This window comes from Saccharopolyspora karakumensis, assembly GCF_004349225.1.
GTDB classification, from domain to species: Bacteria; Actinomycetota; Actinomycetes; order Mycobacteriales; family Pseudonocardiaceae; genus Saccharopolyspora; species Saccharopolyspora endophytica.
This window is the reverse complement of record NZ_SMLA01000005.1, coordinates 1-26,086: the sequence shown is the minus strand read 5'-3', so window position 1 is coordinate 26,086 and position 26,086 is coordinate 1. Positions and strand designations below refer to the sequence as shown.

The 26,086-nt window shown below is 70.6% G+C and carries 21 protein-coding genes and 1 rRNA gene; 12 read left to right on the top strand and 10 right to left on the bottom strand.

Annotation, left to right across the window (positions count from 1 at the left end; all coding sequences use genetic code 11):
• Window positions 1-4 precede the first annotated feature (4 nt).
• Window positions 5-1,261 (bottom strand): APC family permease, encoded by a 1,257-nt coding sequence (locus tag E1202_RS04970; RefSeq protein ID WP_132681370.1) that lies wholly within the window; start codon window positions 1,259-1,261, stop codon window positions 5-7.
• A 191-nt stretch (window positions 1,262-1,452) separates the two neighbouring features.
• Here E1202_RS04970 and E1202_RS04965 point away from each other — a divergent pair, with 191 nt between their 5' ends.
• Both E1202_RS04965 and E1202_RS04960 read left to right on the top strand, forming a co-directional pair.
• Window positions 1,453-2,940 carry a leucyl aminopeptidase gene (locus tag E1202_RS04965; protein ID WP_132681369.1) on the top strand — a complete coding sequence of 496 codons (1,488 nt, stop codon included), beginning with the start codon at window positions 1,453-1,455 and terminating at the stop codon, window positions 2,938-2,940.
• 180 nt (window positions 2,941-3,120) lie between these two features.
• Window positions 3,121-3,621 (top strand): OsmC family protein, encoded by a 501-nt coding sequence (locus E1202_RS04960; protein ID WP_132681368.1) that lies wholly within the window; start codon window positions 3,121-3,123, stop codon window positions 3,619-3,621.
• Window positions 3,622-3,697: 76 nt separating this feature from the next.
• On the opposite strand, the gene E1202_RS04955 is transcribed toward E1202_RS04960, so the two are convergent.
• Window positions 3,698-4,048 (bottom strand): oxidoreductase, encoded by a 351-nt coding sequence (locus E1202_RS04955; protein WP_132681367.1) that lies wholly within the window; start codon window positions 4,046-4,048, stop codon window positions 3,698-3,700.
• A 238-nt stretch (window positions 4,049-4,286) separates the two neighbouring features.
• Here E1202_RS04955 and lpdA point away from each other — a divergent pair, with 238 nt between their 5' ends.
• The 6 genes from lpdA to E1202_RS04925 all read left to right on the top strand — a co-directional run bounded on the left by lpdA (window position 4,287) and on the right by E1202_RS04925 (window position 10,981).
• A complete protein-coding gene (gene lpdA / locus E1202_RS04950; protein WP_132681366.1) occupies window positions 4,287-5,657 on the top strand; it encodes a dihydrolipoyl dehydrogenase in 1,371 nt (456 codons plus the stop codon).
• Between the two features lie 66 nt (window positions 5,658-5,723).
• Window positions 5,724-7,502, top strand: a complete 1,779-nt coding sequence (gene sucB, locus E1202_RS04945) for a 2-oxoglutarate dehydrogenase, E2 component, dihydrolipoamide succinyltransferase (RefSeq protein ID WP_132681365.1) — start codon at window positions 5,724-5,726, stop codon at window positions 7,500-7,502.
• Between the two features lie 177 nt (window positions 7,503-7,679).
• On the top strand, window positions 7,680-8,567 hold the full coding sequence (locus tag E1202_RS04940) for a TIGR01777 family oxidoreductase (protein ID WP_207918469.1): 888 nt from the start codon (window positions 7,680-7,682) through the stop codon (window positions 8,565-8,567).
• Between the two features lie 45 nt (window positions 8,568-8,612).
• Complete coding sequence (gene lipB / locus E1202_RS04935) at window positions 8,613-9,359, top strand: lipoyl(octanoyl) transferase LipB (protein WP_132681363.1); 747 nt, start codon at window positions 8,613-8,615, stop codon at window positions 9,357-9,359.
• A gap of 57 nt (window positions 9,360-9,416) precedes the next feature.
• Window positions 9,417-10,499 carry a serine hydrolase gene (locus E1202_RS04930; RefSeq protein ID WP_132681362.1) on the top strand — a complete coding sequence of 361 codons (1,083 nt, stop codon included), beginning with the start codon at window positions 9,417-9,419 and terminating at the stop codon, window positions 10,497-10,499.
• A 14-nt stretch (window positions 10,500-10,513) separates the two neighbouring features.
• Window positions 10,514-10,981: an ArsR/SmtB family transcription factor gene (locus tag E1202_RS04925; RefSeq protein WP_207918468.1), complete on the top strand. Its 468-nt coding sequence runs from the start codon at window positions 10,514-10,516 to the stop codon at window positions 10,979-10,981.
• Between the two features lie 6 nt (window positions 10,982-10,987).
• Here the strand turns inward: E1202_RS04925 and E1202_RS04920 are convergent, their stop codons facing one another.
• The 3 genes from E1202_RS04920 to E1202_RS04910 all read right to left on the bottom strand — a co-directional run bounded on the left by E1202_RS04920 (window position 10,988) and on the right by E1202_RS04910 (window position 15,622).
• The gene (locus E1202_RS04920) at window positions 10,988-13,822 is read right to left on the bottom strand and encodes an FAD-binding and (Fe-S)-binding domain-containing protein (RefSeq protein ID WP_207918479.1); all 2,835 of its coding nucleotides are present in this window, start codon (window positions 13,820-13,822) and stop codon (window positions 10,988-10,990) included.
• A gap of 209 nt (window positions 13,823-14,031) precedes the next feature.
• On the bottom strand, window positions 14,032-14,976 hold the full coding sequence (locus E1202_RS04915) for an LLM class F420-dependent oxidoreductase (protein ID WP_132681361.1): 945 nt from the start codon (window positions 14,974-14,976) through the stop codon (window positions 14,032-14,034).
• Window positions 14,977-15,019: 43 nt separating this feature from the next.
• A complete protein-coding gene (locus E1202_RS04910; protein ID WP_132681360.1) occupies window positions 15,020-15,622 on the bottom strand; it encodes a TetR/AcrR family transcriptional regulator in 603 nt (200 codons plus the stop codon).
• Window positions 15,623-15,732: 110 nt separating this feature from the next.
• Here E1202_RS04910 and E1202_RS04905 point away from each other — a divergent pair, with 110 nt between their 5' ends.
• The 3 genes from E1202_RS04905 to E1202_RS04895 all read left to right on the top strand — a co-directional run bounded on the left by E1202_RS04905 (window position 15,733) and on the right by E1202_RS04895 (window position 18,436).
• Window positions 15,733-16,224 carry a hypothetical protein gene (locus tag E1202_RS04905; protein ID WP_132681359.1) on the top strand — a complete coding sequence of 164 codons (492 nt, stop codon included), beginning with the start codon at window positions 15,733-15,735 and terminating at the stop codon, window positions 16,222-16,224.
• Window positions 16,225-16,388: 164 nt separating this feature from the next.
• On the top strand, window positions 16,389-17,390 hold the full coding sequence (gene lipA / locus E1202_RS04900; RefSeq protein ID WP_132681358.1) for a lipoyl synthase: 1,002 nt from the start codon (window positions 16,389-16,391) through the stop codon (window positions 17,388-17,390).
• Window positions 17,391-17,707: 317 nt separating this feature from the next.
• The gene (locus tag E1202_RS04895; protein WP_132679602.1) at window positions 17,708-18,436 is read left to right on the top strand and encodes a DUF4191 domain-containing protein; all 729 of its coding nucleotides are present in this window, start codon (window positions 17,708-17,710) and stop codon (window positions 18,434-18,436) included.
• 62 nt (window positions 18,437-18,498) lie between these two features.
• On the opposite strand, the gene E1202_RS04890 is transcribed toward E1202_RS04895, so the two are convergent.
• A complete protein-coding gene (locus E1202_RS04890) occupies window positions 18,499-18,969 on the bottom strand; it encodes an RDD family protein (protein ID WP_132681357.1) in 471 nt (156 codons plus the stop codon).
• 219 nt (window positions 18,970-19,188) lie between these two features.
• Between E1202_RS04890 and glnA the strand changes: the two genes are divergently transcribed.
• On the top strand, window positions 19,189-20,613 hold the full coding sequence (gene glnA / locus E1202_RS04885; RefSeq protein WP_132681356.1) for a type I glutamate--ammonia ligase: 1,425 nt from the start codon (window positions 19,189-19,191) through the stop codon (window positions 20,611-20,613).
• 133 nt (window positions 20,614-20,746) lie between these two features.
• Here the strand turns inward: glnA and E1202_RS04880 are convergent, their stop codons facing one another.
• From E1202_RS04880 to rrf, 4 genes are all read right to left on the bottom strand, one after another.
• Entirely contained in the window at window positions 20,747-21,607 is an 861-nt protein-coding gene (locus E1202_RS04880; protein WP_132681355.1) for an SMP-30/gluconolactonase/LRE family protein, read from the bottom strand.
• 361 nt (window positions 21,608-21,968) lie between these two features.
• Window positions 21,969-25,001: a bifunctional [glutamine synthetase] adenylyltransferase/[glutamine synthetase]-adenylyl-L-tyrosine phosphorylase gene (locus E1202_RS04875; RefSeq protein ID WP_132681354.1), complete on the bottom strand. Its 3,033-nt coding sequence runs from the start codon at window positions 24,999-25,001 to the stop codon at window positions 21,969-21,971.
• 51 nt (window positions 25,002-25,052) lie between these two features.
• A complete protein-coding gene (locus E1202_RS04870) occupies window positions 25,053-25,799 on the bottom strand; it encodes a type 1 glutamine amidotransferase (RefSeq protein ID WP_132681353.1) in 747 nt (248 codons plus the stop codon).
• A gap of 169 nt (window positions 25,800-25,968) precedes the next feature.
• Window positions 25,969-26,085: ribosomal RNA gene (gene rrf / locus E1202_RS04865) — 5S ribosomal RNA — on the bottom strand.
• Between the last annotated feature and the right edge of the window lies 1 nt (window position 26,086).

The window sequence follows — 26,086 nt, the reverse complement described above, 5'->3', positions numbered from 1 at the left end:
CGCCTCATTTCCACCGGCGCGAAACGACTCCCGCCAGCAAAGGACCGACAACAACCACTCCGAGCGTTGTCAGCATCGCAGAAACCGGCATGCTCATCGCCAGCACGACCGACAAACCCATCCCAAGGCATGCACCCCGCATGGGCCAAGTGGGTCCATCGGAGAGCAGCAAACGGGCGCCTGCGTTGGCAAGAGCGTAGTGCAGGAGCAGCGCGCAGGCCGCGAAGGACATCAACGCGATCGGGTCGAACAGCTGGGAGACGATCACCGCCGCCACCCCGGCGATCAGGTCCAGCAGGTACGGCGTCCCGGACGGACCGGTGCGGCCCAGGACTCGCGGGAGCTCACCGTCGCGCACCATCGCCAGCCCCGTCGAGCGCAGCGATTCCAGCGCGCCCAGCAGCACCGGCAGCAGCGCGACGGCCGCCCCGACGCACACCAGCGGCACCAGGTCGGCGGCCGCGGCGGCGGTGAGCACGTCGCGGATCGGCATCGGCGACAGGGCCAGCCGGTCCCAGCCGAGCTGGTAGGTCAGGGCCGCGATCATCACCGCCAGCAGCACCGCCACCGCGATCAGCGAGATCGTGGTCGCGCGGCGGGTCGCCGCCCAGGGCGCGCGGTCGGCGTCCTCGGCGGGCGCGGCGAGTCGCTCGACACCGGTGAACGCGAAGAACAGCACCCCACCTGCGCCGATGATCCCCACGGCGCTGTCGTTGGAGGCGCCGGGTTCGAGGTGGGCGGGCACGCCTCCGACCGGGTCGATGGCGAAGCAGATCGCCACCACCAGCACGATCACCGCCAAGCTCAGGGCGACCCACGTCCAGGCCGCGGCACCGCGGATGCGCAGCCCCGCGGTCGCCGAGAGCACCACGAGCAGGGTCGCCGCCCCCGCCACCAGGGCGCCGGCCGACGGCAGGAAGAACTCGCCGATCACGCGGGCGATCGCGGCGATCGCGGCGACCTGCGCGGCCAGGTGGGCCGAGGCGCCGATGCGGGCGGGCAGCAGGCCCATCCGCTCGCGCACGCACGCGTAGGTCGCGCCGGGCCCGCGGTGGGCCCGGGACTGGTAGGCGACAGCCGAGGACGCGCACACCGCTGCCAGCAGCGCGACCAGCAGTCCCAGCGGCGCCCACGGGCCGGCCGCCGCCGCTGCGGGCGCGGGCCCGAGCAGCACGCCGATGCCGACCATGCCGCTGAGCGCGAGCGGTAACGCGTCGCGGCCGGTCGTCAACCGGCTGTCCGTTTCCACCTGTCGGGTCACCGGACCACCCTTGCAGACGAGTGCGGGCACTTCAGCCTCCTGTCGGCCGACTCATGGCGGGAGACCGCCGGTGAGCGTATGACGGACGTGTTGACCACTGCCCTCCCGCCACGCTCACGGTGAACACGCCGATCACCGGCGGACCCGGCGTTCTAGAGTGCGGGAAAGGCACCGATCCGGAGGATGACCACGTGACGACCCCGAAACTCGCCCTCACCGACACCGCGGTGGCCAAGCTGAGCGTGGACGCGCTCGTCATCGGCACCGTCTCCGGCGGCGACGGCCTGCAGCTCGCACCTGGTGCCGAGCCGGTCGCGACCGCCTTCGACGGCGACCTGGTCAAGGTGCTCACCTCGCTGGGCACGAGCGGGAAGGCCGATGAGGTCGTCAAGCTGCCCGCCCACGGGCTGGCCGCGACCGTGCTGGTGGCCGTCGGCCTGGGCAAGGCCGGCGAGGACGGCCCGAGCGCGGAGGCCGTCCGCCGCGCCTCCGGTGCCGCCGCACGCGCGCTGTCCGGTGTGGAGCACGCCGCGACCACGCTGCCCGCCGCCGACCTGCCCGCCGCGGTGCAGGGCACCGTCATGGGCGCCTACGGCTTCACCGAGTACAAGTCGAGCAACGGTGACGGCCCGGTGGCCGCGGTGGACTTCGTGGTCGCCGACGCCAAGGCCGACACCGCCACGCACGCGCTCAAGGGCGGCACGGCGATCGGCGAGGCGGTCAACACCGCCCGCGACCTGATCAACACCCCGCCGAACGACCTGTTCCCGGCCTCCTTCGCCGAGCGCGCCACCGAGCTGGCCAAGGCCGCCGGCCTGGAGGTCGAGGTCCTCGACGAGGCGGCGCTGCGCAAGCAGGGCTTCGGCGGCATCCTCGGCGTCGGCGCGGGCTCGTCGCGCCCGCCGCGCATGGTGCGCCTGCGGCACAAGGGCCCGAAGGCCGCGAAGAAGGTCGCGCTGGTCGGCAAGGGCATCACCTTCGACACCGGCGGCATCTCGCTCAAGCCGGGCGCGGGCATGGAGAACATGACCTCGGACATGTCCGGTGCCGCTTCGGTGATCGCGACGATGGTGCTGGCGGCGAAGCTGAACTACCCGCTGGAGATCACCGCGACCGTGCCGATGGCCGAGAACATGCCGTCGGGCACCGCCTACCGCCCCGGTGACGTGCTGAAGATGTACGGCGGCAAGACCGTCGAGGTGCTCAACACCGACGCCGAGGGCCGGCTGATCCTGGTCGACGCGATGGCCCGCGCTTGCGAGGACGAGCCCGACTACCTGATCGAGACCTCCACGCTGACCGGCGCGCAGGTCGTCGCGCTGGGCAACCGCACCCCGGGCGTGATGGGCGAGGACGGCTTCCGCGACCGGGTCGCCAGGCTGTCGCAGGCCGTCGGCGAGGGCGGCTGGCCGATGCCGCTGCCGGACGAGCTGCGCGCGGACCTGGACTCCAAGCTCGCCGACCTGGCCAACGTCACCAACCACCGCTGGGGCGGCATGCTGGCCGCGGGCATCTTCCTCCGGGAGTTCGTGGCCGAGGGCGTGCAGTGGGCGCACATCGACATCGCGGGCCCGGCCTACAACACCAACTCGCCGTGGGGCTACACGCCCAAGGGCGGCACCGGTGTGCCGGTCCGGACCCTCGCGGCGGTGCTCGCCGACATCGCCGAGAACGGCTGAGCCCGCACATCGCCGGTCAACCCGGAGCCGACCGATCAACCGGTCGGCTCCGGGCGGAACCGGCGAACCGCCCACGATGCGGAACGAGAAGTTCAACCCGGGGTGACCTCGGCCCTGTCTTTGTGATCCGGGTCACGAAAAGGTCACCACTGCGGGGTGCGCCGATGTCACGATGGGTTTATGACCGAATCGCAACCGGCCACGCTGACCGCGACCAGGCACGGCTATCAGGTCGATGTGGTGTGGACCGGCAACACCGGCCAGGGCACCAGCTCCTACCACAGCTACGAGCGCACCCACGAGGTGCGGGCCGTCGGCAAGGACTCCATCGACGCCTCCGCCGACCCGGTGTTCCTGGGTGACGCCGACCGCTACAACCCCGAAGAGCTCCTGGTCGCCTCGCTGTCGCAGTGCCACATGCTCTGGTTCCTGCACCTCGCGGCCGACTCCGGCGTCGTGGTCACCGGCTACCACGACCACGCGCGCGGCGTCCTGGCCGAGAACTCCGACGGCACCGGTCAGTTCGAGGCCATCGAGCTGGCACCGGAGGTCACCGTGTGCGACCTGGCGACCGTCGACGTCGCCGAGGCGCTGCACGAGCGCGCCCACGAGCTCTGCTACATCGCCAAGTCCGTCACGTTCCCCGTGCGGTGCACGCCGACGACGCGCGTCGCGAACTGATTCACCGACGAATCGATTCAGCCTTCACCTGCGGCCCTGCGCGCGGCGAATCCGCGAAGAACTGCGACTCGCGCGTTCACGGCCGTTCGTCGGCGGCGCGCTGCGCGCGCTTGCGGAGAATGCGCTGCCGGGCCTGGTAATCGCGCATTCGTTGCGGATACCCGACCTTGGCGACTTCGTAGAGCGGAATGCCGAGCCGTCTGGTGAAGCGCCCGGCCGCCGAAGGCGACTCCACACGTCGACGCGTCCATTCGCCGTCGTGCGCGATGAGCAGCAGCGTCGTCTCGGTGACCAGCGTCTGCGGTTCGAGGTAACCCTCGACACCGCGCCGTTGCGCGGCCCAGTTCCGGAGGTGGTCGGTGTCCGCGGGCGTGGCGCGTCGCCCGGTGCCGGGACGGCGGTTGCGGAACCGGTCGAATAAGCCCACCGAACTCCCCTCCCCAATCCCGATTCAGGCCGGCTGCATTCGATTTTGCCACCGCGAACATGTGCGGAGTGTGAAAACGAGCTGAGAATGCGCGGCGCCCAGGTGATGAATGCAGCACAGATCACCCGGCCCACCGCGCATCGGCCGGTCGGGTGGTGACAAGATGGCTGGTGGTGTGCATGACCACCAGGTCACGCGACCAACCGCAAGTCAATGACGCCCTGTCGAGGAGTGCGAAGTGACCGACACGTCCGCCGATCTGGTCATTCTCGGCGGCGGTTCGGGCGGCTACGCCTGCGCTTTCCGCGCGGCCGAGCTCGGCCTGTCCGTCGTCCTCATTGAAAAGGACAAGCTCGGTGGGACCTGCCTGCACCGAGGTTGCATCCCGACCAAGGCCCTGCTGCACGCGGCCGAGGTCGCCGATTCCACCCGAGACGCCGACCAGTTCGGGGTGCGCGCAGCCCTCGAAGGCATCGACATCGACGGTGTCAACAAGTACAAGGACGACATCGTCTCGGGCCTGTACAAGGGCCTGCAGGGCCTGGCCAAGGCCCACAAGGTGACGATGGTCGAGGGTGCGGGCACCCTCGTCGACGCCAACACCGTCGAGGTCGACGGCACCCGCTACACCGGCAAGAACGTGGTTCTGGCCACCGGTTCCTACTCCAAGACGCTGCCCGGCCTGGAGCTCGGCGGGCGCGTCATCGCCAGCGAGCAGGCGCTGAACCTGGACTTCATCCCGAACAAGGTCGTCGTGCTCGGCGGCGGCGTGATCGGCGTCGAGTTCGCCAGCGTCTGGGCCTCCTTCGGTGCCGAGGTCACCGTCGTGGAAGCGCTGCCGCACCTGGTGCCCAACGAGGACGAGTTCGCCTCGAAGCGCCTGGAGCGCGCCTTCCGCAAGCGCGGCATCAAGTTCAAGACCGGCGTGAAGTTCACCGGCGCCACCCAGAGCGACGACGGCGTGTCGGTCAGCCTGGAGAACGGCGAGACCTACGACGCCGACCTGCTGCTGGTCGCCGTCGGCCGCGGCCCGAACACCGCCGGACACGGCTTCGAGCAGGTCGGCGTCACCATGGAGCGCGGCTTCGTGCGCACCGACGAGCGCCTGCGCACCAACGTCCCCGGCGTGTTCGCCGTCGGCGACATCGTGCCGGGCCTGCAGCTGGCGCACCGCGGCTTCCAGCAGGGCATCTTCATCGCCGAGGAGATCGCGGGCCTGAACCCGCAGCCGATCGACGAGGCCGGCATCCCGCGCGTGACCTACTCCCACCCCGAGGTCGCCTCGGTGGGCCTGACCGAAGCCGCCGCCAAGGAGCAGTACGGCTCGGTGGAGACCTTCACCTACGACCTGGCCGGCAATGGCAAGAGCCAGATCCTCAAGACCCAGGGCGCGGTCAAGCTGATCCGCGCGACCGACGGCCCCGTCGTCGGCCTGCACATGGTCGGCGACCGCGTCGGTGAGCTCATCGGCGAGGCGCAGCTGATCTACAACTGGGAGGCGCTGCCGGAGGACGTCGCTCCGCTGGTCCACGCCCACCCCACCCAGACCGAAGCTCTGGGCGAGGCCCACCTCGCCCTGGCCGGCAAGCCGCTGCACGTCCACGGCTGACAGCCGCACGCCGCAGCAGCGAAAAGACAGCCGCACCCCGCCACACCCACGAGGAGTCAGCAACCGATGGCCTTCTCCGTTCAGATGCCGGCGCTCGGCGAGAGCGTCGCCGAGGGCACGATCACCCGGTGGCTCAAGCAGGAGGGCGAGACCGTCGAGGTCGACGAGCCCCTGCTGGAGGTCTCCACCGACAAGGTCGACACCGAAATCCCGTCCCCGGCCGCCGGTGTGCTGCAGCGCATCGTCGCCCAGGAGGACGACACCGTTGAGATCGGCGGCGAGCTCGCGGTCATCGGCGACGCCGGCGAGGCCTCCGCCGCCCCGGCCGCGGCTCCGGCCGCCGAGCCGGAGCCCGAGCCTGAGCCCGCTCCCGCCGCCGAGGCCCCCGCCGCTCCGGCGGCCGAGTCCGCTCCGGCCCCGGCCGCGCCGGCCGCCCCCGCCGGTGGTGGGCAGGGCACCGACGTCACCATGCCCGCCCTGGGCGAGAGCGTCGCCGAGGGCACGATCACCCGGTGGCTCAAGCAGATCGGCGAGTCGGTCGAGGTCGACGAGCCGCTGCTGGAGGTCTCCACCGACAAGGTCGACACCGAGATCCCGTCGCCGGTGGCCGGCACGCTGCTGGAGATCAGCGCCGGTGAGGACGACACCGTCGAGGTCGGCGCCAAGCTGGCCGTGATCGGCGCCGCCGGTGCCGCCGCGCCCGCCGCCTCGGCTCCCGAGCCCGCGCCGGAACCGCCTGCCGCTCCGGCCGCCCCCGCCGCCGCTGCTCCGGCTCCGGCTCCGGCCGCCCCGGCGCCCGCGGCTCCGGCGGCTCCCGCTGCGGCCCCGGCCCCGGCCGCTCCGGCTCAGGAGGAAGAGGCTCCGGCGAACAACGGTGGCGCTCCGTACGTGACTCCGCTGGTGCGCAAGCTGGCCAACGAGCACGGCATCGACCTGACCTCGATCAAGGGCAGCGGCGTCGGCGGTCGTATCCGCAAGCAGGACGTCCAGGCCGCGATCGACGCCAAGCAGGCCCCGGCCCAGACCGCCCCGGCCGCTCCGGCCGCTCCGGCCGCCGCGGCCGGAGCGGCGACGAGCTCCGCCCCGGTCACCGCGGTCGAGCCGTCGGACGAGGCCAAGGCGCTGCGCGGCACCACGCAGAAGATGTCGCGCCTGCGGCAGCTGCTGGCCCGCCGCATGGTCGAGTCGCTGCAGACCGCGGCTCAGCTGACCACGGTGATCGAGGTCGACGTCACCCGGATCGCCCGGCTGCGCGACCGCGCCAAGGGCAGCTTCGAGGCGTCCGAGGGCGTCAAGCTCTCGTTCCTGCCGTTCTTCGCCAAGGCCGCGGCCGAGGCGCTGAAGCTGCACCCGAAGCTCAACGCCTCCATCGACGAGGAGAACTCCTCGGTGACCTACCACGGCGCCGAGCACCTCGCGATCGCGGTGGACACCGAGCGCGGCCTCGTCTCGCCGGTGATCCACGACGCCGGGGACCTCAACCTCGGCGGGCTGGCCCGCAAGATCGCCGACCTGGCGGCGCGGACCCGCAACAACAAGATCAAGCCCGACGAGCTCTCCGGTGGCACCTTCACCATCACCAACACCGGTAGCCGGGGCGCGCTGTTCGACACGCCGATCCTGAACCCGCCGCAGGTGGGCATGCTGGGCACCGGCACCGTCGTCAAGCGCCCGGTCGTGGTGGCCGACGAGAACGGCGGCGACACGATCGCCATCCGCTCGATGGTCTACCTGGCGCTGTCCTACGACCACCGCCTGGTCGACGGCGCCGACGCCGCCCGGTTCCTCACCACGCTCAAGCAGCGCCTGGAAGAGGGAGCGTTCGAGGCCGACCTCGGCCTCTAGGGAGGGTTCGTACTCACCCTGCTCAGCTGTGCGGGTAGCGGAACCTCAGCGGCGGAGCAAACTGAGTCCCGCACCTGGACCGACAAGAAGCGGCCGCTCACCGGTTTCGGTGGGCGGCCGCTTCTTTCGGACCGGAAAGGTTCGCGCGGGCCTCACCGGTGCGAGACGATGCCGGGCATGCGCGTCGTCGTCGCCGGATCGTCAGGGCTGATCGGTACGTCATTGGTGGCCGGGCTCCGCCAAGGTGAGCACGAGGTGGTGCGGCTGGTCCGCCGCGCTCCCGCCGCTCCGGACGAGCGGAGCTGGGACCCCGATGCCGGGAAGCTGGACGCCGAGGCGCTGGAGGGCGCGGACGCGGTGGTGAACCTGAGCGGGCCGGGCATCGGCGACAAGCGCTGGAGCCCGGAGCGCAAGCGCCACCTGCTGCAGGCCAGGGTCCGCTCCACCGAGGTCATCGCGAAGGCGGTCGCCGCGGCAGGCGTCCCGGTCCTGGCCAACGCTTCGGCGGTCGGTTTCTACGGCGACACCGGTTCGCACCCGGCCACCGAGACCTCCCCGCCGGGCACGGACTTCCTGGCCTCACTGTGCCGCAGGTGGGAGGCCGCGACGGCGCCCGCGGCCGATGCCGGCACCCGGGTGGTTCTGGTGCGCACCGGGCTGGTGATCTCGCCCTCGGGCGGTCTGCTCGGGCAGCTCCGGCCGCTGTTCTCGCTGATGCTCGGCGGCAGGCTCGGTTCGGGGACCCAGTACATGCCCTGGATCTCGCTGGACGACGAGATCGCCGCGATCCGGTTCGTGCTGGAGAACCCGGACGTCTCGGGTCCGGTGAACCTCACCGGACCGGCACCGGTGACCAACGCCGAGTTCACCCGCGCGCTCGGTGAGGCGCTGGGCCGCCCGGCTCCGTGGATCGTGCCCGGTTTCGCGCTGCGGATCGCCATGGGCGAGCTCGCCGACACCGCGCTGACCGGGCAGCGCGCGATGCCGACGGTGTTGGAGGCCCACGGTTTCACCTTTCAGCACCCGACGCTCGGAGCGGCGCTGGCCGCGGCTACCGGGAGGTAACCGACCTTCGGCTGCCGACCTGTTCAGGGGGCGTAGCCTGGCGCCGTGAGTCGTGCCAATTCTTCGTGTCGCGAGTCGTCCGAGCCGATGGCCGTGCGGCACCTGGGAACCATCGATTACCTGGACGCCTGGGACCTGCAGCGCGAGCTGGCCACCGGCCGCGTCGAGGGCCAGAACCCCGACACCCTGCTGCTGCTGGAACATCCGTCGGTCTACACGGCGGGCAAGCGGACGCAGCCGGAGGACCGCCCGTCGGACGGCACGCCGGTCATCGACGTGGACCGCGGCGGCAAGATCACCTGGCACGGCCCCGGCCAGATCGTCGGCTACCCGATCGTGCAGCTGTCGGACCCGATCGACGTCGTGGACTACGTGCGCCGCCTGGAGCAGGCGCTGATCCACGTGTGCGACCAGTTCGGCCTCGACGCGGGTCGGGTGGAGGGCCGCAGCGGCGTGTGGCTGCCCGCGGTCGACGGACGCCCGGAGCGCAAGATCGCCGCGATCGGCATCCGCGTGCAGCGCGGCGTGACGATGCACGGCCTGGAGCTCAACTGCAACGCCGACCTGCGCGAGTTCGACCGCATCGTGCCGTGCGGCATCGCCGACGCGGGGACCACGTCGCTGTCGGACGAGCTCGGTCGCGACGTCCCGGTCGACGAGGCGTATCCGCTGGTGGAGCAGGCCGTGCAGGACGCGCTCGACGGTCACCTCGAACTCGTCGAGCGCAACATCCCCCGCCACCAGCCCGCCGCTGCGGGCGTCACGCTGGCACTGGACCCCAGCCTCCGCTGACACCACCGAGTCCACTCCTCTAGTATTCCGGAAATGCGGAACAACTGGAGGAGTGGCATGTCGCTGTCCCGTCGGAGCCTGCTCGTCGCGACCGGAGCCGCGACTCCCCTGCTGCTGGCCCGCCCCGCCCTCGCGGCACCGCCCGATCTGGCGGCGCCCGAGGGCTGGTTGAACTGGATCGCCGCCCACCGCGACGGACTGGGCCTCGTGCTCGACGACGGACGCGGAAACCGCCTGACCCACCGGGCCGACGCCGCGCAGCCGCTGGCCTCGGCCGTCAAGGTCGTGCACCTGGCCGCCTACGCCGACGCCGTCGAGTCCGACCGGCTCGATCCGGGCGAGCTCGTGCGGGTCGGCGACTGGGAGCGCTACTACGTGCCCACCGACGGAGGCGCGCACGCTGCGAGCCTGCGCCACCTCGGCGTGCCCACCGACGAAACCGGGCTCCACGCGGCCGATCCCGAGCACCGGGTGGCGCTGGACGACGTGGTCGCGATGATGATCCTGTTCAGCGACAGCGCCGCACCGGATCTGCTGCGCGACCGCCTGGGCGCGGACGCGGTCACCCGAGCCGCCGCGGCGCGCGGCTGGCCGGACGCGGACGTGCGATCGCTGTGCGCGGAGTACCTGTTCCTCGTGATGCCGGAAACCGCACCGCCCGCCGGACTTCCGGTCACCGCCCGCCGGACCTGGGGCTTCGCCCTGGAACGGCGGCACCGCGACGATCCCGCGCTGCGCCGGGAAGTGCTGCGGCGCCTGCGGTCCGGCCTGCCCGGGTATCGCGAGCAGGTCTCGTGGGCGTCGACCACGGCGGCGGGTTCGGCGGCGAAGCTGGCCGCGGTGCACAGCGCGCTCAGCTCCGAGGGCGGTCTCGCGCGCGAGCACCTGGAACGCCCCTTGGCGGGCTCGCTGCCACCGGGCGTGGCCGGTGTCGGGATCAAGGGCGGCAGCCTCCCCGGGGCGCTGACCAGCGGGATCTCGGTGCGCCGGACGGACGGGTCGCTGGGTTGGGGCGCGCTGCTGGCGCACGGCGACATCAGTGCCGAGCAGCTGAGCACCGGCGATCCGGGACTGCCGCTGCTGCTGGCCATCGAGGACTCGCGTTGGCGGGACCGGCTGATGGCCGCGCTGAACGGCTGAGGCAAGCTCGTCGCGTGGACTTGCAACAGCGCGTCGAAGCCCTCGAAGCCCGCGTGGCCGCCCTGGAGTCCGAGCGCTCCGCCGGTTCGGAACCCGCCGCCGAGCCCAGCGGCGGCCACCTGCGCTACGAGGGCCACCTGGCCGAGCCCGCCGAGCTGGACTGGAGCATCCAGGTCGATCCCGCGCGGGTGCTCGAACTTCCCGACGGGCCGCGCACCGACGTCCTCGCGGCCCTCGGGCACCCGGCCCGCGCGGCGATCGTCCGATTGCTGGCCACCCAGGGCCCGCAGCCGGCCACCGCCCTCCAGGAGGCCGCCGAGCTGGGCTCGACCGGCCGCCTCTACCACCACCTCAAGTCGCTGACCGCGACCAACCTCGTGGAACAGGACAAGCGCGGCTCCTACCGGCTCCGGCCGAAGGCCGCGATCCCGGCGCTCGTCCTGCTCACGGCGGCCTCCGACGTCGCCGACCAGCTCCGCTGACCGCCGTCAGCCGCTGCGGAGAGCCGCCCGCAGCACCTCGGCGAGGTGGGTCGCCCGGCGGGAAGTCCCCTGCGCGATCTGGGTGCGGCAGGAGAAGCCGTCGGCCAGCACGAGCGCGTCCGCGGCGGCCTCGCGAACCTTGGGGTAGAGCTCGCGCTCCGCGCACGCCTGGGAGACCTCCCAATGCCCGCGTTCGAAACCGAAGTTGCCCGCCAGGCCGCAGCATCCGGTGGAGATGACGTCGGGCTCGACACCGAGGCGTTCGAGCAGCTCCCGATCCGGTTCCCAGCTCCCCTTGGCCTCCTGGTGGCAGTGGACCTGGGCGATCGCCTCGACGTCGAGCCGCCCGAACGGCAGCGGACCGTCGTGAGCCGCCACGAACTCGCCGAACGTCCTGGTCTGAGCGGCCAGGCGCGTCGCGCGCGGGTCGTCGGGCAGCAGCTCGGTGGCCTCGTCGCGCAGCATCACGGTGCAGGACGGTTCGAGCCCGATCACCGCGCGTCCGGCCGGTAGGTGCGGGGCGAGGACCTTCAACGAGCGGGCCAGGGCCTTCCGGGCCGTGCCCAGCTGACCGGTGGAGTGCCAGGTCAGGCCGCAGCACACGAATCCCTCCGGCAGCACCACCCGATACCCCAGCGCCTCCAGCACCTCCACCGCGGCTTCGCCGACCTCGGGGCTGAGGTGGTTGGTGAAGGTGTCCGGCCACAGCACCACGGTCTCGCCGCCGCCAGGTTCGCGCCGCCGCAGGCGCCGGACCAGCGATCGGGGCGCGAAGCGGATCATCTCCCGCCGCCGCTCGATCCCGCCCAACCGAGCGACCAGCTGCGACACCGGCCGCGCGGCCAGCACCCGGTTCACCGCGGCGGCCGCACCGGGCACCGCCGACATCAACCGGGTCCACACCGGCAACCAGCCCATCGAGTAGTGCGCCCTCGGCCGCGGCCGGCCCCGGTAGTGGTGGTGCAGGAACTCGGCCTTGTAGGTGGCCATGTCGACGTTGACCGGGCAGTCGCTCGCGCACGCCTTGCAGGACAGGCACAGGTCGAGCGCCTCCAACGCTTCGGCGGAGCGCCATCCGCCCTCGACGGACTCCCCGCGCAGCATCTCGGCCAGCACCCTGGCCCTCCCCCGCGTCGAGTGCACCTCGTCGCGGGTCACCTTGAACGACGGGCACATGCTCCCGGTGTCGAGGTTGCGGCAGGCGCCGACGCCGACGCAGCGGTCGACGGCGGCGGCGAACGAACCCCGGTCGCGGCTGAACGCGTGCACCGGGGTGACCTCCAGCGCGCGATGCCCCGGCCCGGGCCGCACACCGGCGTCGAGGGGTGCGGGATCCACCAGGACCTCGGGGTTGAGGACCCCGCCGGGATCGAAGATCCGCTTGAACTCGGCGAAGCACTCTCTCGCTCGGAGGGAGTACATGTGCCGCAGCAGTTCCGAGCGCGCCCGCCCGTCGCCGTGCTCCCCGCTCACCGAACCACCGTGGGAGGCGACCAGCCGGGCGGCTTCGGTGATGAACGACCGGTAGGCCGCCAGCCCCTCCTCGGTGCCCAGCTGGAAGTCGACCCGCAGGTGCAGGCAGCCTTCGCCGAAGTGCCCGAACGGAACACCGCGCAGGCGGTGGGAGTCCAGCAGCGCGTACAGATCCCGCAGGTAGGCGGCCAGGTTCTCGGGAGGGACGGCGGAGTCCTCCCAGCCCGGCCAGGCCTCGCCGCCGTCGGACAGGCGCGTGACGATGCCCGCCCCGGACTCCCGGATCCGCCACAGCTCCCGGCTCCGGACCGGATCGGTCACGACCACCGAGCGAGCGCCCGGGATCCGCGACGTCGCCAGCCGCGCGAGCTCACCGGCCCGGCTCTCGGCTTCGTCGGGCGCGTCCGCCCCGGCTTCGCAGTAGAGCCAGGCATGACCGTCCGGCAGCGCCTGGCCCGCGCTCTCGCGACCGGGCCGGGAACGCAGCGCCGCGAGCAGGTCCGCGCCCATCCCCTCGACGGTCATCGCTCCCGCCGCGGCGAGCTCCGGCGCGACCTCCGCGGCCAGGTAGACGTCCGGGAAGCCGATCACCGCGAGCGCGCGAGCGGTCGGCGTCGGCACCAGCCGCACGGTCGCCTCGGTGACGATGCCGCAGGTGCTCTCGCTTCCGACCAGGGCCTTGGCCAGGTCGAATCCCCGCTCCGGGAGCAGGTGCTGGAGGCCGTAGCCGGAGGCCTGCCTGCTGAACCGGCCTAGCTCGGTGCGCAGCAGCGCGAGGTCGTCACCGACGAGCTGCCGCAGTCGCCCGTCCAGCTCCGGGTCGTCGCTGCCGGTGGCGGTGGCGGTGAGCGCGCTGCCGTCGGCGCGGATCATCCGCAGCTCGACGACGTTGTCGGCCGTGGTCCCCCAGACGACGGAGTGCGCACCGCAGGCGTTGTTGCCGATCATCCCGCCGATCGTGCAGCGGGAATGGGTGGACGGGTCGGGCGCGAAGGTCAGCCCGTGCACCGCCGCGGCCACGCGCAGGTCGTCGAGCACGACGCCCGGCTGCACCCGCGCGGTGCGGGCCTGCGGATCGATCTCCAGGATCCGGTCCATCCGCCGCGAGAAGTCCAGCACCACACCGGATCCGATGGCGTTGCCCGCCACCGAGGTCCCGCCGCCCCGCGCCGTGACCGCGACCCCGGCATCAGCCGCCGCCCGCACCACCAGGGCGACGTCGGCGTCGTCCTCCGGCTCGACGATCGCCAGCGGCACCCGCCGGTAGATGGACGCATCGGAGGCGTAGGCCGCGCGGGCGGTCCGGTCGGTCCGCACCTTCCCGGGCAACGCGGCGTCGAGTTCCCGCTGCAACGAGACGGTTCCCACCTGCGACAACACGACCTCCCGCAAAGCCCGCCGAAACCGGGACCTGATTTCCACTGAAACCCGCGATCGGAGTTCCACTGAAATCGTGGGCGAGGTGTGGAACCGGGTCCCCGGCAGGGACTCTAGATTCGCGTTCGGGGCTGGGGAACCCGAGCGTGCGGTGTGGACTGCCGCGGGTGACCGGAGCCTGCCGGCCACCCGCGGTGGGGTCACAGCTGCGGGGCGACCTGATCGGCGACGACGTCGAGGTGATCGAGGTCGGCGAGGTCGAGGACCTGCAGGTAGAGACGGGTGATGCCGGTGCGCTCGCGCCAGGAGCCGATCTTGTCGACGACCTCGTCCGGCGTGCCCGCCAGACCGTTGTCGCGCAGCTCGGCGACCTCGCGCCCGATGGATTCCGCGCGGCGGGCGAGCTCGCCCTCGTCCTTGCCGACGCACAGCACCATCGCCGCGGACCGCACGATCTCACCGCTGTCCCGGCCGATCACCTCGCAGGCGGCGTCGACGCGCTCGAACTGCGCGGCGGCGGTCTCGACGTCGACGAACGGCAGGTTGAACTCGTCGGCGAACCGGGCCGCCAGCGCCGGGGTGCGCTTCTTGCCCGCACCGCCGATCAGCACCGGCGGGCGCGGCCGCTGAGCGGGCTTGGGCAGCGCCGGGGAGTCGGTGAGCTGGTAGTGCTCGCCGTCGAAGGAGTACGTCTCACCGTCCGGCGTCTCCCACAGGCCGGTGATGATCTCCAGCTGCTCGGCGTAGCGGTCGAACCGCTCCTTCAGCGACGGGAACGGGATGCCGTAGGCGGTGTGCTCCTCCTCGTACCAGCCGCTGCCCAGACCGAACTCGACGCGACCGCCGGACATCTGGTCGACCTGCGCGACCGCGATCGCCAGCGGGCCGGGCAGCCGGAAGGTCCCGGCCGTCATGAGCGTGCCCAGCCGCAAGCGGCTGGTCTCGCGCGCGAGTCCGCCGAGAGTCACCCAGGCATCGGTCGGGCCGGGCTCGCCGGTGACGGACCCCATCTTCAGGTAGTGGTCGGAGCGGAAGAACGCGTCGTAGCCGGTGTCCTCGGCGTGCGTGGCGACGCGCAGCAGGTCGTCGTAGGAGGCGCCCTGCTGGGGTTCGGTGAAGATCCGCAACTGGAATTTCTCTGTCACGATCTCCGAGATTAGTTGCCCGAACCACCGGGCGCCGTGGCGGTCAGCCCACGCGGAGACCGTTGAGCACCCGCTCGATGCACACCGCGATGTCGGCGCGTTCCTGCATCGGCGAGGAGGACGCGGCGATCGCGGTCGCACCGGCCGACAGCGCGCCGAACATGATCCGCGCCAGCGCGTCGACCGGCAGCGCATCACCGATCTCGCCGGAGGCGATCAGGTTGGACACCACGGTGCGCAGCACGCCGAAGGTGTAGGCCTCCTCGGCGTCCCGCCAGCGGCGCCAGCCCATCACCGCGGGTCCGTCCTGCACGACGATGCGCTGGTAGGAGGGTTCCAAGCAGACCTCCAGGAACGCCCGCAGCCCGGACCGGGTGGCCTCCCACGGGTCGCCGGGATCCGAGACGACCTCCGATAGCCGCGCCACGACACCGGATTCCACCGCGCTGAAGGCGGCTTCGAACAGCGCCTGCTTGCCGCCGAAGTGGTGGTACAGCGCGCCCTTGGTGACCCGCGCCCGCTTGGCGATCTCCTCGAGCGGGGTCTGCGAGTAGCCGTGCTCGGTGAACAGGTCCACGGCCGAATCCACCAGCGCCTGCCTGGTGGCTTCGGAGTACTCGACGCGCCGCGGACGTGCTGTAGCCATGCTCACAAGCCTATGACATACCGACGGTACGACGCCGTGCTACCGCGATACAGCGACATACCAAGGGTATGTCGCTGCACCTCGGGTATCCCCGACCCCTGGAGAGCGCCATGAGCTGGAACGACTTCCACCAGAGGCAACAGGCGTTGGCCGAGGTACTCGACAGCGCTCGTCGAGACCTCACCGCGGCCTTCGACACCGTGCCGAGCCCCTTCCGCGACACCGACGAGCTGCTCACCGCGCTGCACCACAAGTGGATGCAGCAGCTGACCGGCCGCGTCGAAGTCGCGCTGATCGACACCGAGAACGGACCGCACGACGACCGCGTCAAGGCGGTCACCATGGCGTGGCGCCGCACAGCCGGTGCGAATCCGGGCCTGCGCGCCGCGCTGGACGTCCACTCCGCCAACCCCGCGCTGTCCGAGGCCACCGAGCGGGAGCACCGGCTGCTGGCCATCGCCGCCGGCCTCGCCGACGAGCACGAGCCGCCGCACGAGGTCGCTCGCGTCGGCCGCACGTTCGTCCAACTGCTGCGCGCGACCCCGATCACGAACCGCGAGGACCGACGGAGCCCGCTCCGCAAGCTCATCCCGAGCCTGTAGAGGCGAGCCCGAACTGTGCAGCATGCCCGGTTTCCGACCGGCGCTCGCAGCATTCCGCACAGCTTCCGAGCTCGAGGTGACAGCCATCACCACCTGCGAAAATCTTCCCAGCTCAGCCCGACTCCCTTGACCAACACCGGGGGTGGAGGGCGTAGCCTGGGCGCGTGACTGTGGCGCCTGAGGGTCGCAAGCTGCTGCGGTTGGAGGCCCGCAACAGCCAGACTCCGATCGAGAAGAAGCCGTCGTGGATCAAGACCCGCGCGCGGATGGGTCCCGAGTACAAGGAGCTCAAGGGACTCGTCAAGCGCGAGGGGTTGCACACCGTCTGCGAGGAGGCGGGTTGCCCGAACATCTTCGAGTGCTGGGAAGACCGCGAGGCCACCTTCCTCATCGGTGGTGACCAGTGCACCCGCCGCTGCGACTTCTGCCAGATCGACACCGGTAAGCCTGCCGCGCTGGACACCTCCGAACCGCGCAAGGTCGCCGAGTCGGTGCAGGCCATGGGCCTGCGCTACTCCACGGTCACCGGTGTCGCCCGAGACGACCTGGACGACGGCGGGGCCTGGCTGTACGCCGAGACCGTCCGCCAGATCCACGAGCTCAACCCGGGCACCGGCGTGGAGCTGCTCATCCCGGACTTCAACGCCGAGCCCGACCAGCTCGAAGAGGTCTTCGGCTCCCGGCCGGAGGTGCTCGCGCACAACCTGGAGACCGTGCCCAGCGTGTTCCGCCGGATCCGCCCCGGCTTCCGCTACGAGCGGTCGCTCGAGGTGATCACCAAGGCGCGCGACGCGGGCCTGGTCACCAAGTCGAACCTGATCCTCGGCATGGGCGAGACGCCCGACGAGGTCCGCCCCGCGCTGCAGGACCTGCGCGACGCGGGCTGCGACATCATCACGATCACCCAGTACCTGCGGCCGAGCCCGCGGCACCACCCGGTGGACCGCTGGGTGAAGCCGGAGGAGTTCGTCGAGCACACCCAGGCCGCCGAGGAGATCGGCTTCCCGGGCGTCATGGCCGGCCCGCTGGTCCGCTCCAGCTACCGAGCAGGCCGCCTGTTCGCCAAGGCCACCGTCCACCGAGGCATGCCCCTCCCGGACAACATGGCCCACCTCGCAGAAGCAGGCACAGCAGCACAAGAAGCCAGCAGCCTGCTCAACCGCTGAGAAGAAGAAGAGGGGGCGCTTCCGACAGGAAGCGCCCCTCTTTTTCGACAAAGGCCCACGTCACGCAACCGGCGAAGCCGGTTTCTCAGTACCCCACCCGAGCAACCGGCACCGCCGCGGGTTCTCAGACGTCTAGCCATACATCAGCCTCCGATCCCGGAGCCAGAAGGCGTCTGAGGTTCCGCTACCCGCACCGCCAGCACCACGACCACAGAGTCGTGTCAGTGGACGAGACCACCCCCGATCGCGACACATCTCGATCACGGCACGAGGGACGCAACTACAACCTCCCAAAAGAGAGCCGTATCCTGAGGAGCATGGCCAAGCAGGACAAGGCCGCTAAGAAAGAGGCGGCCAAACAGCGACGTCAGGCTTCGGTAGGCCGCGTCAAGCAGATCTTCGAGGCGTTCAAGATGCAGCGCCGGGAGGACAAGCTCCTCCTGCCGCTGATGCTCGGGGCGTTCCTCGGCGTGACCGTCGTGGTCTTCCTGCTGGGCATGATCTGGGGTCTGCACTGGGTGTTCCTGCCCGTGGGCCTCGCGTTCGGCCTGCTCGCGGCCGTGATCATCTTCGGCCGCCGGGTGCAGGCGACGGTGTTCCGCAAGGCGGAGGGGCAGCCCGGGGCTGCCGGTTGGGCGCTGGACAACCTGCGGGGACGCTGGGTCGTCTCCCAGGCGGTGGCCGGCACCCAGCAGCTCGACGCGGTGCACCGGATCATCGGTCGGCCGGGCATCGTGCTCGTCGGCGAAGGCTCGCCGGGCAGGGTCAAGAACCTGGTCTCGCAGGAGAAGAAGCGCGTGTCGCGCCTGGTCGGCGAGACCCCGATCTACGAGATGATCGTGGGCAACGAGGAGGGCCAGGTCCCGCTGCCGAAGTTGCAGCAGCGGATCATGAAGCTCCCGCGCAACATCGGCCCGGCCCAGATCGACAACATCGAGAACCGCCTGTCGGCTCTGGCCAGCCGCGGCAACGCGATGCCCAAGGGCCCGGTTCCGCAGGGCGCCAAGATGCGCAACGTGTCGCGCGCGATGCGCCGCGCCAAGTAACGCGAAGCGAACGAGAACGGGCCCGGGGAAGCTTCCCCGGGCCCGTTCTCGTTCGTCAGGTGTCAGCGGCGGAGGACGATGGTGCCGCTGATCCGGTCGTGCCACGAGCGGCCGTCGAAGTTCCAGATCACGGCCGGGATGATCAGGACGGTGAGCAGACCGCGCAGCACGGCGCGCAGCGGACCGACCATCTTGGGGGCGTCGACCCGAGCCACCCAGATCTTGGTCAGGGCCATGCCGGGGGTCGCGCCGAAGAACGACACCGGCACCACGGTGATGACCAGCCAGGTCAGCAGGCTCCAGTCGCCCGGGTAGGCCGGTGCGGTGAAGGCGGCGGTGATCAGCGCGGCGAGCACCAGGTCGACCACGAAGGCCAGCAGCCGCTTGCGCAGCGGCGCCGCCGATCCGGGCCCGGACTCGGGCAAGCCGAGCTTCTCGCCGCGGAACGCAGGCCGGTTCTCGCTGGCCTGTTCACGCGCCTGGTTCATTGCGCTCTTCGGGCCGTCCAGCCACGAGCCGAGGACGTTTCGCACGTCATCCAGGGTACGCACCGGCTCCACCAGGCCGCTCGGAGCATCGGCTTCCACCGCGATCTGTAACCGGCGTCACCCGTTCGGATGGCCGTTAACGCCCGCGAAACATTCAGGAGACGCCGGGGCAACACCGGTGACATACCGTCATTGACGAGCCGGCGGCGACCAGAACTACGTGGCACCGGTGAGCTGTACGACTGCGTGAAGGAGCCACCGAGCTTGTTCAAGAATCCAGACGAGGTCCTCCGCTTCATCGCCGATGAGGACGTGAAGTTCGTCGATGTCCGGTTCTGCGACCTGCCGGGCGTCATGCAGCACTTCACGGTGCCCGCCGGTGCGTTCGACGAGGACTCGTTCACCAACGGTCTCGCTTTCGACGGTTCGTCCGTGCGCGGCTTCCAGTCGATCCACGAATCGGACATGCTGCTGCTGCCGGACCCCTACACGGCGCGCGTGGACCCGTTCCGCACCGAGAAGACGCTGATCCTGAACTTCTTCGTGCACGACCCGTTCACGTTGGAGCCCTACAGCCGCGACCCGCGCAACATCGCGCGCAAGGCGGAGCAGTACCTGACCGAGTCCGGCGTGGCCGACACCGCGTTCTTCGGTGCTGAGGCCGAGTTCTACATCTTCGACTCGGTCAAGTTCGGGGAAGCTCCGAACAAGACCTTCGCCGAGGTCGACTCCATCGAGGGCTGGTGGAACACCGGCCGCGACGAGGAGGGCGGCAACCGGGGGTACAAGACCCGGATGAAGGGCGGCTACTTCCCCGTCTCGCCGTACGACCACTTCGCCGACCTGCGCGACAAGATGGTCGTGCAGCTGCAGGGCTCGGGCTTCGAGATCGAGCGCGCCCACCACGAGGTCGGCACCGGTGGCCAGGCCGAGATCAACTACAAGTTCAACACGCTGCTGCACGCGGCGGACGACTTGCAGCTGTTCAAGTACGTCATCAAGAACACTGCGTGGGAGGCCGGCAAGACCGTGACCTTCATGCCGAAGCCGCTGTTCGAGGACAACGGTTCGGGCATGCACAGCCACATGTCGCTGTGGAAGGACGGCAGCCCGCTGTTCTACGACGAGGCCGGTTACGCGGGCCTGTCGGACATGGCGCGCCACTACATCGGCGGCATCCTGCACCACGCCCCGAAGCTGCTGGCCTTCACCAACCCGTCGGTGAACTCCTACCACCGCCTGGTGCCCGGCTTCGAGGCTCCGGTGAACCTGGTGTACTCGCAGCGGAACCGCTCCGCCTGCATGCGCATCCCGATCACCGGCTCGAACCCGAAGGCCAAGCGCGTCGAGTTCCGCTGCCCGGACCCGTCCGGCAACCCGTACCTGGCGTTCGCCGCGATGATGATGGCCGGTCTGGACGGCATCAAGAACAAGATCGAGCCGGCCGAGCCGATCGACAAGGACCTCTACGAGCTCCCGCCGGAAGAGGCCAAGAACGTGCCGACCGTCCCGAGCTCGCTGGCCGAGGCGATCGACAACCTGGAAGCCGACCACGACTTCCTGCTCGAGGGCGGCGTCTTCACCCCGGACCTGATCGAGACCTGGATCCGGTTGAAGCGCGAGGAGGAGATCGACCCGATCCGCCTCCGCCCGCACCCGCACGAGTTCTCGCTGTACTTCGACGTGTGAGTCGATGACCAGCTGCAAGCGGCCCCGCCGGTCCCCGGACCGGCGGGGCCGCTTCATCTCCGGGGTCACCCGGGGAGATGCGAACGGCTATTAGCACTGGGTGATCAACATCAGCGATAGTCGTCGATGTCGATCAGATCCCCTGCCAGGGAGGCAGCGGGGTACCCGTGGCACCGGGCCGGAAGCGCAGGAGGGAGCCCGCGTAGGGATCGGCGTTGAAGGCCGGTTCGTCGTAGCCGAAGCAGGCCGAGGTCACGTAGAGCTCCTCCAGGCGGGAACCGCCGAAGGCCAGGCCGCTGACGCGCCTCGTCGGCGCCCACAAGATCGTCTCCAGGTCGCCGGAAGGCGCGTAGCGATGTATCCGGCCCGTCCAGTGCATCGCCACCCACACGCACCCCTCCGAGTCGACCGCCAGCCCCTCCGGACTGCCATCGGACTCCGCGCACACCACCCACTTGCGACCGGCGTACGCGCGGGCGCGCTGCGCGTCGTAGTCGTAGATCCAGATGGTGCGCACGTCCACCACGTACATGCGAGTCCCGTCCGGGCTCCACGCCACACCGCCCGGCCCGGTCAGCCCGTCGATCAGCAACCGCGCCCGGTTGCTCTCCAGGACGTAGCAACCGCTGGCCCGCAGGTCCGAGGCGTGCGTCCGGGTGCAGGCCACGAACCGGCCCGCCGGATCGCAGCCGCCGATGCTCATCCGGTCCCCGTTGCGCACCTGCACCACCGGTTCCAGCCCGGAACGGCCGAGGTGAACCCGGGCGAACCCGCCGTTGGCCGCGGCGATGAGCTGCCCCTGCCGCGTGGCCCCCAGCGCGGTGACCTTGCCCGGCAGCACCCGGACCTCGTCGACGCCGGTATCGCGGTAGAAGGTGTGCAATTCCCTGCGCAGCAGATCCACCCAATACACGCAATTCTGGGCGGACATCCACAGCGGGGCGCTTCCACATAAGGCCTGTCGGTCGACGAGCAGCTCGAAGTCCTCGGACATTTTCCAGTCCCCTTATCCCAGACCGCGGTGCATTGATCAGGTTAGGGATCGATTCACCCCCGAAGCGACCGCCGACCGGCGGGTTTCGGCGTTCGCCTGGTCTAACCCGATTCGAGGGCGAAACGGACGCGAGCACCATCGCGACCGTTGTCATCGCAGATCACGGGGATGCCATCGATTTCGCCATCACCGCCGGAGGACGCCGAGGCCCGTGCACCGACGGAATTCGATCGACCCCGTGCTTTTCTCCGGTGAGGTGATCGCGTGAGCCTCTGTTCGTCCGGTGAACGAAACGGTTTCGAAGAATTCGGCCCGGAACCGGTGGGCGAGCCAGTTGCCGATCAACCGGGAGGAGCCTGGGTCACGCCTCGTAGAAGATCCTCTCCACGACCGTTCTGGCGTGGCGGGTGACCCGGAGGTAGTCGTCGACGACCTCACCGGTGTCGACCTCCGCCGAATAGCCCAGGGCGGCCGCCACCGCGAGCCGTTCCTGCACGTGCTTGGGCAGCTGATCGCCCGGCTTGCCGCGGACCAGCATGACCGCGTTGCGGAAGCGGGTCACCAGCATCCACGCGTCGATGAGGTCCTGCGCGTCGGACTCGCTGAGCAGTCCGGCCTCGGCCGCCGCGCGCAGACCGTCCAGCGTCGAGGTCGTGCGCAGCTGCGGTGTCTCGTGAGCGTGCTGGAGCTGCAGCAGCTGCACCGTCCACTCGACGTCGGCCAGCCCTCCCCGGCCGAGCTTGGTGTGCGTCGCCGGGTCCGCACCTCGCGGCAGGCGCTCGGCGTCCACGCGAGCCTTGATCCGCCGGATCTCGCGCACCTTGGTCTCGTCGAGACCGCCCTCGGGGTAGCGGATGGGGTCGATGGCACGGCAGAACCGCTCCCCCAGGTCCGGGTCACCGGCCACCGCGCGGGCCCGCAGCAGCGCCTGGAACTGCCACGCCTCGCCCCACCGCTGGTAGTAGGAGAGGTAGGAGTCCAGCGTGCGCACCAGAGGCCCCTGCTTGCCCTCCGGCCGCAGGTCGATGTCGACCTCCAGCGGCGGGTCCTGGCTCGGTGCGCCCAGCAACGTGCGCACCCGCTCCACCACCGTGCCCGCGAACTTCAACGCCGTCGCCTCATCGGCCTGACCGATCGGCTCGCACACGAACAGGACGTCGGCGTCCGAGCCGTAACCGAGCTCCGCGCCGCCGAGCCTGCCCATCCCGATCACCGCGATCCTCGCCGGGATCTCGCCGTCCCACCGCGACGCGGTGTCCCGGACCGACACGTCCAGCGCCGACTCCAGCACCGCGACCCAGATGTTCGACAACCCCCGGCACACCGCGTCGAGCTCCACCAACCCCAGCAGATCCGCGCACGCGATGCGCAGCAGCTCGTGCCTGCGCAGCGAACGCGCAGCGGCCGCCGCCCGCTGCGGGTCCGCGTAACGACCGACCGTGCTGCGCAGCGAGATCGCCGCCTCGTGCGAACCGCGTTCCGCCAGCGCCGGGGTGTCGGCCAGCAGCCGCAGCACCTCAGGAGCGCGGATCAGCAGCTCCGGCACCAGCTTCGAGGTGCCCAGCAGCTGAGCGAGCCGCTCGGCCACCACTCCCTCGTCCCGCAACAGCCGCAGGTACCAGGGGGTTTCGGCGAGCGCCTCGGAAACCTTGCGGTAGGCGAGCAGACCACCATCGGGATCCGGGGTGTTGCCCAACAGGTCCAGCAGCACCGGAAGCAGCGCGCCCTGGATGCTCGCCCGACGCGACACACCCGAGGTCAGCGCACCGATGTGCCGCAACGCCCCCTGCGGCGAGGTGTAGCCCAGCGCGGCGAGCCGTTCGGCGGCCGCCGAGGTCGTCAACCGCATCGCCTCGGTCGGCACCTTCGCCACCGCCTCCAGCAGCGGGCGGTAGAACAGCTTCTCGTGCAGTCGCCGGACCCGCTTGGCGTGCCTGCGGAATTCGGCCACCAGCGCCTGCGCGGCCGTGTTGCGGCCGCTGGACCGGAACCCGGCCGCTCGCCCCAGCACGCCCAGCGCATCCGCGTCGTCGAACTCCGGGAACAGGTGGGTGCGCCGCAGCTGGCGCAGCTGCAGCCGATGCTCGACGGTCCGCAGGAACCGGTAGGAGTCGATCAGATCGGCGGCGTCGGCCCTGGCCACGTAACCGCCGTCGCCCAGCGCCCGCAGCGCCTCCAAAGTGGACGACGAGCGCAACGATTCGTCGCTGCGGCCGTGCACCATCTGCAGCAGCTGCACCGCGAACTCCACGTCGCGCAGACCGCCGCGCCCCAGCTTCAGCTCCCGCTCCGCCAGGTCCAACGGCACGTGGGCCTCGACCCGCCTGCGCATCGAGCGCACGTCGGCCACGAAGTCATCGCGCTCGGCGGCCGTCCACACCATCGGCCGCACCGCCTGGAGATAGCGCAGCCCCAGCTCCGCATCGCCGGCGACCGGCCGCGCCTTCAGCAGCGCCTGGAACTCCCAGGTCCTGGCCCAGCGCCGGTAGTAGCTGAGATGCCCGTCGAGGGTGCGGACCAACGCGCCGGCCTTGCCCTCCGGGCGGAGGTTCGCGTCGATCTCGAAGAACGCCGGGCCGACGGTGCGCATCATCAGGCTCGCCAAGCGAGTTCCAGTCGCGACATCGGCTTCGCTGTCGGCGACGAACACGACGTCGACATCGCTGACGTAGTTCAGCTCGCGGCCGCCGCACTTGCCCATAGCGATGACCGACAGCCGGGGCATCTCGTCGATCCCGGCCTCGGCCACCGCCACCGCGAGCGCCGCCTTGAGCGCCGCGACCGCCAGGTCCGAGAGCATGTCCGCGACCTCGTCGTAGGACAGCCCCGCGAGACCGGGTTCGGCGATGTTGCCCAGGTCGCGAGCGGCGACGTCCAGCAGCAGCGCACGGTAGGTCGCGCGCAGCTCGCGAACCGCCTCCTGACCTTGGAGCTTGGCGACGGGTCCCCCCGCGGTCCCCGGTTCCCCGTCGCCTTCAGCCCCCACAGCGGCCAGCAGCGCGGCGGTCCACTCGTCGACCGTCTCCGGCGGAGTCGCGTCCGAGGTCAGCCGAACCCAGTCACCCGGGTGAGCCGCGAGGTGATCCGCGAACGCCGTGGACTCCCCCAGCACGCTGAACAGCCGTCCCCGAAGACCCACGTCCTGCAGCAGCGCCGCGGCCAGCGCGTCCCACTCCCCCGGCGACGATTCCCGCATCCGCTCCAGCGAGTGCAACGCCAGATCCGGATCGGGGGTGCGCGACAACGCGGCCAGAATCGGTTCGGCCTCACCAGGACCGCGCGCCGACCACCACCCGGCACGCCTCAACTGGTCCTCGGCTCGTTCGGCGTCGCTGAACCCGTACCGGGCCGTCGACGGGACCGAACCAGACCTGGACGAGTTGCTGTTGGCCATATCCGAACCGTAGTCCGCAGCGGGCCCCTGTGTGGAGCCGCCTGCTCGAGGTCACGCGAGAGGGAGGAACCTGCTCGCCTTCCGCTCTTCCGGCGGCGTGCCGACGATGCGAACGAACCGCTCTGCGACGGGCTGCCAGGTTTCGGCGAGATCGGCGTGGAACTCGGCGAGGTGTTCAGGATCGAGCTGGCCGGCACGCGCGGTGGCCGCCATCTCCGGCGAGTTCCGAGCCCATTCCAGAACGACTTCCGGCGTGGTCTCGATGTGGAACTGCAAGCCGTAAGCGCAGTCGCCGAGGCGGAACGCCTGGTTGTCGCACTTCGGCGAGGAGGCCAGCAGCTGCGCCGACGGCGGCAGGCTGAACTCGTCGTTGTGGAACTGCACGACGTCCGGCGTCAGCGGAAGCGGACCGAGCAGCGGATCCTCGGCGGCCACGTCGCGCTTGGCGACGAGAAGAGTCCCAACCTCCGGGCCGTTCCGGATCGGCCGCACCTGTCCACCGGTCGCCGCGGCCAGCAGCTGCGCACCGAGACAGATCGCGAGCACCGGCATCCCCTTGGCCGCCGCACGGCTGAGCATCAGGCGGACGTCCGACAGCCACGGGTGATCGATGTCGTCGTAGGCGCCCATCTCCCCGCCGAGCACGACGAGCGCGTCGTACTCCTCGAGGTTGGGGAGGGATCGTTCCGCAGGCTGAACGACGTCCAGCTCGGCGCCGGCCTCCCTCAACCAGTCACCGAGACGCCCCAGGGGGTCAACAGACGACGGTTGCACGACCAAGATCCGAACACCGCTCATGGCACCGAGGTTACGGGCGGCGGGTCCACTTCCTCAACAACGAACTCCCACCGAACTCGGTGTTCGTGGGCCGGGGGACGATGAATTGCGGGATCGCGCGGGTTTTCCGGGCATGAAAAATGGGGTGGGCAGAAGAATTTCTTCTCCTGCCCACCCCATCTAAGGATTGTGTCGGCGGTGTCTTACTCTCCCACACCCTAGCGAGTGCAGTACCATCAGCGCTGGGGAGCTTAGCTACCGGGTTCGGAATGGGACCGGGCGGACCCTCCCCGCCATCGCCACCGACA

Excerpts from the sequence above, each read along its gene's own strand:
- E1202_RS04960 (WP_132681368.1), top strand. The coding sequence starts at position 3,121 with ATGACCGAATCGCAACCGGCCACGCTGACCGCGACCAGGCACGGCTAT.
- sucB (WP_132681365.1), top strand. The coding sequence starts at position 5,724 with ATGGCCTTCTCCGTTCAGATGCCGGCGCTCGGCGAGAGCGTCGCCGAG.
- E1202_RS04940 (WP_207918469.1), top strand. The coding sequence starts at position 7,680 with ATGCGCGTCGTCGTCGCCGGATCGTCAGGGCTGATCGGTACGTCATTG.
- E1202_RS04930 (WP_132681362.1), top strand. The coding sequence starts at position 9,417 with ATGTCGCTGTCCCGTCGGAGCCTGCTCGTCGCGACCGGAGCCGCGACT.
- E1202_RS04910 (WP_132681360.1), bottom strand. The coding sequence starts at position 15,622 with ATGGCTACAGCACGTCCGCGGCGCGTCGAGTACTCCGAAGCCACCAGG.
- E1202_RS04905 (WP_132681359.1), top strand. The coding sequence starts at position 15,733 with ATGAGCTGGAACGACTTCCACCAGAGGCAACAGGCGTTGGCCGAGGTA.
- E1202_RS04895 (WP_132679602.1), top strand. The coding sequence starts at position 17,708 with ATGGCCAAGCAGGACAAGGCCGCTAAGAAAGAGGCGGCCAAACAGCGA.
- E1202_RS04880 (WP_132681355.1), bottom strand. The coding sequence starts at position 21,607 with ATGTCCGAGGACTTCGAGCTGCTCGTCGACCGACAGGCCTTATGTGGA.
- E1202_RS04875 (WP_132681354.1), bottom strand. The coding sequence starts at position 25,001 with ATGGCCAACAGCAACTCGTCCAGGTCTGGTTCGGTCCCGTCGACGGCC.
- E1202_RS04870 (WP_132681353.1), bottom strand. The coding sequence starts at position 25,799 with ATGAGCGGTGTTCGGATCTTGGTCGTGCAACCGTCGTCTGTTGACCCC.